We start from the raw sequence: 5,050 nt of genomic DNA on the forward strand, positions 1-5,050 counted from the left end.
CCGACAAGAAGCAGGCGCTGATGTTCTCGCAGTCCGAATCCATCCACGCGCGCTCGTGGGTGCCGCTGCAGGATTCCCCGGCCATCCGTTTCACCTACGACGCGCACATCACCGCGCCGAAGGGCGTGCGCGTGCTGATGAGCGCCATCAACGATGCGAAGCACCCGCTCGATGGCGATTTCACCTTCGACCAGCCGCACCCGATCCCGTCGTACCTGCTGGCCATCGCCGCCGGTGGCCTTGACGTGCGCGAGACGGGCCCACGCAGCGCCGTGTATGCCGAGCCCGGCGTGGTGGCCAAGGCCGCACACGAGTTCGAGGACACCGAGAAGCTGATCGCCGCCACCGAGAAGCTCTACGGCCCCTACGCCTGGACGCGCTACGACATCCTTGTGCTGCCGCCTTCCTTTCCGTTCGGCGGCATGGAAAACCCCAACATGACCTTCGCCACGCCCACGGTGCTGGTGGGCGACAAGTCCCTGGTGTCGCTGGTGTCGCATGAACTTGCGCATTCTTGGTCAGGGAACCTGGTGACCAGCGCCGCCTGGCGCGACATCTGGTTGAACGAGGGCTTCACCACCTACGTACAGGGGCGCATTACCGAGGCGGTCTACGGCAAGACGCAAGCCGACGAAGAGGCCCTGCTGTCCGCCCGGGCGCTGGAAAAGGGCCTGGCGAAGATGCCGGTGAACTCGCAGAAGCTAGCGCCCTCGCCGCGCGCCGTCGGTGCCGACGACGCACTCTCGGACGTGGCCTACGACAAGGGCTCGTGGTTCCTGCGCACGCTCGAGCAGCGCTTTGGCCGCGACAACTTCGATGCTTACCTCAAGGGCTACTTCGCGCACTTCGCCTTCCAGAGCATCGATACCGAAACCATGCTCGCTTACATGAAGACGAACCTGCTGGATAAGTATCCGGGCAAGATGAGCCAGGCCGAAGTGCGCGCCTGGGTCTACGAACCAGGCGTCCCCAAGGATGCCCCGCTGCCCACCGTGGCACGTTTCGATGCCATCGACGCAGAGCGTACCGCCTTCCTTGACGGCACCCTGGGCGCGGACAAGCTCGATGCCAAGACCTGGAACACCCAGGAGTGGATGTACTTCCTTGACCGCCTGCCCGACACGCCGCCGCTGACCAAGATGCAGGAACTCGATGTCGCCTGGCATCTCACCGGCACGCCCAACGCCGAGATCGGCATGCGCTGGTATGCCCACGCCATTGCCGCGGGCGACAAGGCTGTGTGGAGCGCCGCGGGCGAGCACATGCAGCGCATCGGCCGACTGTACCTGACGACCCCCGTGTACCGCGCCTTCGCCGCCACGCCCGACGGCCTGGCGTTTGCTGAAGGCATCTATGCCAAGGCAAAACCCGCCTACCACCCGATGACGCAGAAAGCGGTGGAAGGCATTTTTGCCAAGGCGAAAGCCCACCCGGGTAAGGCCAACTAACCATGTCACGTCTTCGTCCCCGCCCTGTTTCCAACGATCCGCGACCGCTATGGAAGCGCCTGCTCTATCGCCGCCTGAAGTTCATCGGCTCCATTGCCGGCGTGCTGGCGCTCAGCTTCGCCTTCGCCTACCTGTTCGAACCGCAATGGCTGCTGCGCATGGACATGATGCGCAAGGCGATGGCGGCCAACCTCGACACGCACAGCATTGAAGCCGGCGACACCAAGTGGTCGTATTACGAAGGCGGCAACGGCCCCACCCTGGTGCTGTTGCATGGCTTTGCCGCCAACAAGGATGTGTGGCTGGATTCGGCCAAGGAACTGACCAAGAATTTCCACGTGATCGCCCCGGACCTTCCCGGTTGGGGTGATTCCTCCCGCGTGGAAGGCGGACGGTACGACGTGGACAGCCAGGTGGCGCGACTGGATACGTTCTTCGACCGCATGGGCCTGCGCGGCTTCACCCTGGTCGGGCACTCGATGGGCGGCGCGATCGCCGGCACCTATGCCGCGGACCATCCGGGTCGCGTGTCCAATCTGGTGCTGATGGATACATTGGGCTTGACCTTCAAACCCAACGACTTCTCCAAGGCGGCACTCAATGGCAAGGACCCGTTCGTGTTCGACGACCGGGCGGGTTTCGAAGCGATGCTGAATCTGGTGTTCCTGAATCCGCCGAAGGTGCCCGGCCGCATCGCCGATGCCTTCGTGCAACAGAACAAGGACAACCGCGCCTTCATCGAGCACACGTTCGATGAGTTGAAGCCCGAGTCGCAATCGCTTGCACTGGATTCACGGCTGCCCAAGCTCACCGTGCCGGTACTTGGCCTGTGGTGCCACGACGACAAGGTGATCGACATCTCGGCACTGGATACCTTGCGCAACGGACTGACCAACGCCAGGGCGATCAGCACCACCATTCTCAACGGCTGCAACCACATGCCGCAGATCGAGAAGCCGGACGAGTTTGCCAAGGTGATCACGGGATTCGTGATGGCACACTAAGTGGACCAGCACTTTCCAGTGCATCAATCGGCGACGTCCGCCACCAGCCGTTCAAGCTCGGCCTTCAACCCCGACCCATTCGCGCGCAGCCAGTCGCGCTGTTCGCGCCAGTCGGGGGTGATGGATTCCACCCAGGCCCAGAATTTGCGTGAGTGGTTGCGCTGGCGAAGATGACACAGCTCGTGCACCAGCACGTAGCGCAGCGCAGCCGGCGGCGCCAGCGCGAGCGAAAGATCCAGGTTCACCCGATCGCGCGCGTCCAGGCTTCCCCACAGGCTTTTCAGCGGACGTACGCGCAGCCCCGTGGGCGCGGCACCTACCAGCGGCACCAGCGTTGCGAGCCAACGCGAGACATCGCGCCGGATCTGGGCTTCCAGGAACGAGGCGATGAGTCCTCGCGCTACCGGCAAGGCGCGGCTGCCCGGCCGCGGCAGCACCAGGGTGAGTGATTCCCCTGCGTGCTCGATGCGGGGATAGGGGCCATCGGCCCAAAAGAGATCGGTTTCCTGTCCGCGCAGCGGGAACGTGGTGGGCACGCCCACGCGCAGCGCCGGCAACCGTTCCCCATCGAGATTGAGTTCATCGAGTTTGCGTTCGAGCCAGTCGACATTCGTACGCAGGAAGGCACTGACCTGCGAGGGATGCGTGCCGCGTGGGCAGGTGATACGCGCGCCCTTGGAAGTAACGGTGAGTCGCAATCGACGCGCACGCGGGTGCACGGACTTCAGCACGCGGATCGTTGCCCCCGCGGCGGTAGGCAATTCAAGCCAGTCGCCTTGTTCGAACATCGCTGTTGTCTACCCGTTGCCACCGTGGAGCACCAAAGTTTCGGCCACGGCCGTCGCGGATGCTGCGACTGAAGTTCCCTGCCGCCCGATCAATCCGGGCGGGGCAGCTTGAACCATTCGTCGAGCTTGCCCAACAGGCGCTCCAGCTCCAGCGTCAGCAGGGCAAAGCGGGCATCCATCTCGGCCGCAGGTGAATCGTGGGGGCTATCGCCCATTTCGTCCAGTACCACGTCGAGGAACTTCAGCTTCCTGACCACCAGGTCTTCCCCCAGGACGAAGCTCATGCGGTCATCGAAGGTCAGGCCAAGCTGGAACACCTGCTTGCCGTTTCGCAAGTGTTCGCGGACTTCCTCTGCCTCCAGGTCCTGACGGCGGCAACGGGCAATGGCGCCGGTGGCGGTGGCTGGGTCCTTGAGCTCCACCTCGTCGCCCAGCGCCAGGCCCCCGGGGAGGTTGCCGGTGGCCAGCCAGTCGGTCATCAGGGCCCTGGGAGACTCCTCCGGGGCCAGCGGCACAGCCGGGAAGCTGCCAAGGGCCTCGCGGATCTGCGTCACGCCGTTCTCGGCCGACTTGCGACTGGAACTATCGATCACCAGCCAGCCGTGCTTGCGATCGGCGTAGGCGGCCAGGCGGGAGCTGCGGACGAAGGCCCGCGGCAGCAGTTCGGTCAGGACGTCGTCCTTGATCCGCTTGCGCTCACGGCCGTTCACCTTGCGGCCTTCTTCCTCGGCGATCTTCTGCACGCGGTTGTGAAGTTCGTCGTTCACCACGGAAGACGGCAGCAGCTTGTCCTCGCTACCCACCATCACCAGGGTGGAGGCCTTCACCGTGTGGGTGAGGGCTTCCTCGTTGCGGCCGAGCGGGGAGACAAAGCCCCGGGTGGACATCTCCAGCGGCCCGACCGGCCGAAGGCGGTGTTCGGCCAGGGCTTCATCGAGTTTTTCCAGGTCGTCGGCAACAGTGGCAGAGAAGCGGAACAGCGTCAGGTTACGAAAGAACATGGATGCCTTGGATTGCGTCGAGGGCAAACGACGAATGATACCGACCCGCCGCCTTCCGCGGGTCTCGCGCCGGAAGAGACTGGGGTGTTCGGGGTGCCGCCTCAGGACACCGCCGCGATCGCCCGGGCCACGGCATCGATATTGCGGTCGTTAAGCGCCGCCACGCAGATGCGCCCGGTGCCCACGGCGTAGATGGCGAATTCCTCGCGCAGGCGGTCGACCTGGGCGGAGGAAAGCCCCGAATACGAAAACATGCCGCGCTGGCGCACGATGAAGTCGAAGTCGGCCTGCACACCGGCGGCCTTCAGGCGCTCGACCAACCCCAGGCGCATGGTGCGGATGCGACCGCGCATCTGGCCCAGTTCCTCGTGCCACATGGCGCGCAGTTCGTCTGAATACAGCACTGCCGACACCACCGAGGCGCCGTGGGTGGGCGGATTGGAATAATTGCTGCGGACCACGCGCTTGACCTGCGATTGCACGCGCAGGGCTTCTTCGTGGCTCGCCGCCACGATGGAAAGCGCGCCCACGCGCTCGCCATAGAGCGAAAACGACTTGGAGAACGAGCTTGCCACCAGCATCGGCACGCCGGCATCGGCAAACAGGCGTACGGCCCCGGCGTCTTCCTCGATGCCGTCGCCAAAGCCCTGGTAGGCGATATCGAGGAAGGGCAGCAAGCCGTTGCCCCGCACCACGTCCACCACCTGGCGCCACTGCGCGGTGTCCAGGTCGACACCGGTAGGGTTATGGCAGCAGGCGTGCAGCACGACGACGGCACCGCGCGGCAAGCCCGACAGCGACGACAGCAT

The 5,050-nt window shown here is 64.6% G+C and carries 5 protein-coding genes; 2 read left to right on the forward strand and 3 right to left on the reverse strand.

Annotation, left to right across the window (positions count from 1 at the left end):
- Both VK519_RS14775 and VK519_RS14780 read left to right on the forward strand, forming a co-directional pair.
- Positions 1-1,448: M1 family metallopeptidase (locus tag VK519_RS14775; protein ID WP_324350995.1), on the forward strand; the 1,448-nt coding region annotated here is incomplete at its 5' end.
- A 2-nt stretch (positions 1,449-1,450) separates the two neighbouring features.
- The gene (locus VK519_RS14780; protein WP_324350998.1) at positions 1,451-2,452 is read left to right on the forward strand and encodes an alpha/beta fold hydrolase; all 1,002 of its coding nucleotides are present in this window, start codon (positions 1,451-1,453) and stop codon (positions 2,450-2,452) included.
- Positions 2,453-2,475: 23 nt separating this feature from the next.
- Here the strand turns inward: VK519_RS14780 and VK519_RS14785 are convergent, their stop codons facing one another.
- From VK519_RS14785 to VK519_RS14795, 3 genes are all read right to left on the reverse strand, one after another.
- Positions 2,476-3,240, reverse strand: a complete 765-nt coding sequence (locus VK519_RS14785; RefSeq protein ID WP_324350999.1) for a M48 family metallopeptidase — start codon at positions 3,238-3,240, stop codon at positions 2,476-2,478.
- Between the two features lie 89 nt (positions 3,241-3,329).
- Complete coding sequence (locus tag VK519_RS14790; protein WP_324351001.1) at positions 3,330-4,241, reverse strand: recombination-associated protein RdgC; 912 nt, start codon at positions 4,239-4,241, stop codon at positions 3,330-3,332.
- Between the two features lie 101 nt (positions 4,242-4,342).
- Positions 4,343-5,050: aminotransferase class I/II-fold pyridoxal phosphate-dependent enzyme (locus VK519_RS14795; protein ID WP_324351004.1), on the reverse strand; the 708-nt coding region annotated here is incomplete at its 5' end.

The sequence above is a fragment of the Pinirhizobacter sp. genome (genome assembly GCF_035317885.1).
GTDB lineage: Bacteria > Pseudomonadota > Gammaproteobacteria > Xanthomonadales > Rhodanobacteraceae > Pinirhizobacter.